The 3822-nt window shown below is 58.5% G+C and carries 5 protein-coding genes; all 5 read right to left on the bottom strand.

All coding sequences use genetic code 11. The annotated features are described in order from the left end of the window. The coding region (locus ADADOO_RS11035) for a flagellar basal body protein (protein WP_511277531.1) at window positions 1-258 on the bottom strand (258 nt) is incomplete at its 3' end. Between the two features lie 60 nt (window positions 259-318). Then, the gene (gene flgJ, locus ADADOO_RS11030; RefSeq protein WP_511277529.1) at window positions 319-1275 is read right to left on the bottom strand and encodes a flagellar assembly peptidoglycan hydrolase FlgJ; all 957 of its coding nucleotides are present in this window, start codon (window positions 1273-1275) and stop codon (window positions 319-321) included. A 15-nt stretch (window positions 1276-1290) separates the two neighbouring features. After that, window positions 1291-2385 (bottom strand): flagellar basal body P-ring protein FlgI, encoded by a 1095-nt coding sequence (locus ADADOO_RS11025; RefSeq protein WP_511277527.1) that lies wholly within the window; start codon window positions 2383-2385, stop codon window positions 1291-1293. A gap of 24 nt (window positions 2386-2409) precedes the next feature. Continuing rightward, a complete protein-coding gene (locus tag ADADOO_RS11020; protein WP_511277525.1) occupies window positions 2410-3066 on the bottom strand; it encodes a flagellar basal body L-ring protein FlgH in 657 nt (218 codons plus the stop codon). 9 nt (window positions 3067-3075) lie between these two features. Then, window positions 3076-3822 (bottom strand): flagellar basal-body rod protein FlgG (gene flgG / locus ADADOO_RS11015; RefSeq protein ID WP_511277523.1); only part of this gene is annotated, 747 nt, incomplete at its 5' end.

The raw sequence follows: 3822 nt of genomic DNA, 5'->3' as shown, positions 1-3822 counted from the left end.
CGATTCTGACGCGGTGGCCTGGGCCGCGAAGGTCTGGGCGGTCAAATATTTATCGTAGGCGCGACGCACGGTATCTACCGTCGTTCCACTGCCGAAGTAGCCAGAACCTGTAACCCGTGGAATGCCGGCCGACTGGAGAATATATTGACGGTTGTAGCCGGGCGTATTGGCGTTGGCGATGTTGTGCTGAGTCGCCTCAAGCCCCAACTGTGCCGCGTGGATCCCGGTGATCCCGATTGATAGCATTCCGCTGCTCATAGCAATTCCTTTACTCTACTGCCTGGTTAACGGCCCCGATCCCAGAATATTGAGGGCGGATCAACCGATAAGGGCTTGTCGCAGGGTTGGGCCACTGATAATGCGCGAAAGTTTGTCGGCGTACATTGGATCAGTGGCATACCCTGCTTGCTGTAAACGTCGAGCAAACTCTGTGCCATCCTGAGACCCAATCACACCGGTATAGCGCGGGCTGTTGCGCAGCAAATTGGCATAGTCGCGAAAGCATTCTTCATACGATGCGTAGGCGCGGAAACGTTCAATTACCTTGGTGGGCTGGCCATCGACATACTCGGTGGTAGCCGCCTCGACGCTATCGCCCGCCCAGCTTTTTCCGGCCTTGATGCCGAACAGATTGAAACTGTTCGTCCCGTCCGCTTTGCGAATTTCACCCCGCCCCCAGCCGCTTTCAAGCGCGGAGTGACCAATTAAAAAAACGGGTGGAATTCCGGTTGACCGTGAGGCTTCAACCGCATGCGGCCAGACGCGATTGACGAACTCGCGCGACGAAGCTGGCGCCTCCTGGCTAACAGTGGGTATCACCGAAGCATTGGCGCCATACGAGGCCGAGGTGGGCAGACCACTCAGCACGGGTCTGTGCTGCAGATGACTAACATCGGAAACGGCAAGCGGCAAATCCTTGGCGGCAGCAGTTGCCGGTGCCAGCAACGCATCCTGCCCTTTGGGCGTTTCCAGATGCTGCCCCAACTGCTGTTCGATCAACCGCGCAAACCCGACGCCACCACGGCTCGAAGCCATATTCTGCGCCATCTGCTGGTCGAGCATGCCGGTATAGAAACGCGACTGATCGCTGTTGAGCAGCCCATCCTGCGGCGTTGCGTCGCGCATGCTCTTCATGACCATCTGCAGAAAAAGGGCCTCGAATTGCTGCGCCGCAGCCTTCAGTCCTTGTTTCGGGTCTTTCTGAAACTGGCTGCGGATGTCCTGCGAGCCCTGGACATCGAAGGCTGCGCGGTTAGGCGTCTCCTGAATTTTCATCGCACAATACGCCGCTCAGATGACTTCGAGTTCAGCGCGCAGGGCGCCCGCCGCCTTCATGGCCTGAAGGATAGCCAAAAGGTCGAGCGGATTTGCGCCCAGCGCATTGAGCGCTCTGACCACTTCTGCCAGATTGGCCCCGGCTTTGAGGTTCATCAGACTGCCATTCGCCTGTTTGACCTGAATATCCGCCGGCTGCCCCGTCGCCTGATTACCGGCATCGACGATCACCGAGAGGCTGCCATGCGCTACCGCACAGGGATCAAGGGTCACTTTCTGATTCATGACCACCGAGCCGGTCCGTGGATTGATAACCACCAACGCACTCCCCACCGCCGGCTTAACATCCAGATTTTCCAGGCGCCCCAGAAAGGCAACGCGGGCATCGGTATCGTCCGGCGCGCGCACGGCGATTCGCCGACCATCGACAGCACGCGCCGTCCCCGGGGCAATCGCCCGGTTGATCGCCTCCACCATATTTTGCACGGTGCCAAAATCAGTGCTGACCAGCTCATAGTAGACAAACCCGCCCTGACCTACGGACGTCGGAACATCTCGTTCGATCGTCGCCCCAGACGGCACACGTCCCGCCGAAAGGTGGTTGACCGCGATCTTTGAACCGCCGGACGAGGCGCCGACGCCACCCACCAGAACGTTGCCCTGAGCGACGGCATAGACCTGTCCGTCGCCACCTTTCAACTGGGTCATCAGCAGGGTGCCACCACGCAGGCTCTTCGCATTGCCGATCGATGAGACGGTGATGTCGATGGCCTGACCCGGCTTCGAGAACGGTGGCATTACGGCGGTCACCATGACCGCAGCGACATTTTTTAACTGGAGTTTGGTGGCCTGCTCGGTCGTCAGATTGACGCCGAGTTGGGACAGCATGTTGCCCATGGCCTGGGTCGTAAACGGTGTTTGAGTTGTCTGGTCGCCGCTATTATCCAGCCCGACGACGATGCCATAGCCGATCAACTGGTTATTGCGCACCCCTTGCATCGAGGCCAGATCCTTAATGCGCTCGGCGAAGGCCGGTTGGCCGCAAAGCGGCAGAAGGCAAGCGGCCACAATTGCCGCCTGCCGGTACCAATTGCCGCAAACTGTCTTCATGTTCTGTCTCCGCCTGAATGTTTCCTAGAATGGCAGGACATTAAGGAAGAATCGTGCCATCCAGCCCATGATCTGACCATCGCTGATTTGGCCGGCCGATTTGTACTCAATGCGAGCATCAGCGACTTTGGAAGATTCGATCGTATTGGAGAAATCGACGAAACTGGGGTTGACCACGCCGGATATGCGGACGAACTCCTGTTCTTCGCCGATGGCCAATTGTTTCTCGCCTGAAACCAGCAGGTTGCCGTTTGGCATGACGTCGATAACCGTCACCGTAATGCTGCCGGTGAACACGTTGTTGTTTGCCGCAGCGCCCTTGCCGCTGAACGCGGTGGAACTGGTCGCCCCCAGATTCATGCCGAGCAGCCCCTTGCCAGGCAAGCCGGAAAGCGCACTGACCGAGGCCTTTTGCGAATTCGACTTGTCCAGCTTGTTGGCATTGGCTGCCGACGCTGTCGTGCTTTCGGAAATCTTGATGGTGATCGTGTCGCCGACAAAGCGAGCCCGGCGGTCTTCAAACAGCGGACGGCTATAGGCAGCCTGGTAGATCGCCCCGTTTGTCGCCGGGGACTCCATGCGCGGCGCCGGGCGAGCCGACATCGGCTGGTGCACATTGGTCGGCGGCGTCGTCGCGCACGCACTTGTCAAGACTACAGCCAGCAATGACAGACGTTTCATAATTTCACCTCATAACTGGGTCAGGCGCCCCAGCATCGCATCCGAGACCGAGACCACCTTTGAATTCAGTTCGTAGGCGCGCTGGGTCTGAATCATCGTGACCAGTTCTTCGGCAACGTTGACGTTTGAGGTTTCTACGTAACCCTGATTGGTTACCCCGGCGCCATTGGTTCCCGGCGTATTGGGCGTTGGTGTTCCGCTAGCCGCGGTCTCCAGGAAGAGGTTCTGACCGATCGCCTGCAAGCCGCCATTGTTGACGAAAGAGGCCAACTGAATCGAGCCGATCTGCGTCGCAGCCGCCGTTCCGGCCTGCGTGATCGTCACCGTACCATCAGTGCCGATCGAGACTGAAAGGGCATTCGCCGGAATCGTGATGTTGGGCTGCAACGGGTAACCGTCGGCCGTCACGATCTGGCCCTGATTGTCTTTCTGAAACGAACCGTCCCGCGTATAACCAGTCGTTCCATCCGGCAACAGTATCTGGAAAAAGCCGTCGCCCTGAATGGCCACATCGAGGGTGTTATCGGTTTTCTGGAGATTGCCTTGGGTATAGAGGCGCGCCGTGGCTACCGGTCGGGCCCCCGCCCCCAATTGCAGTCCGGTCGGAATCTGCGACTGCTGTGACGATTGCGCGCCAGGCTGACGCAGGTTCTGATAGAGCAAATCTTCGAAAACAGCCCGGGAACGCTTGTAGCCGTTCGTTCCGACGTTGGCCAGATTATTGGCGATGACGTCGAGCTGGGTTTGCTGGGCATC

This window comes from Azonexus sp. (assembly GCF_036170495.1).
Lineage (GTDB): Bacteria > Pseudomonadota > Gammaproteobacteria > Burkholderiales > Rhodocyclaceae > Azonexus.
Note: the sequence above shows the minus strand (reverse complement) of the source record. Positions and strands in the feature narration are given on the sequence as shown.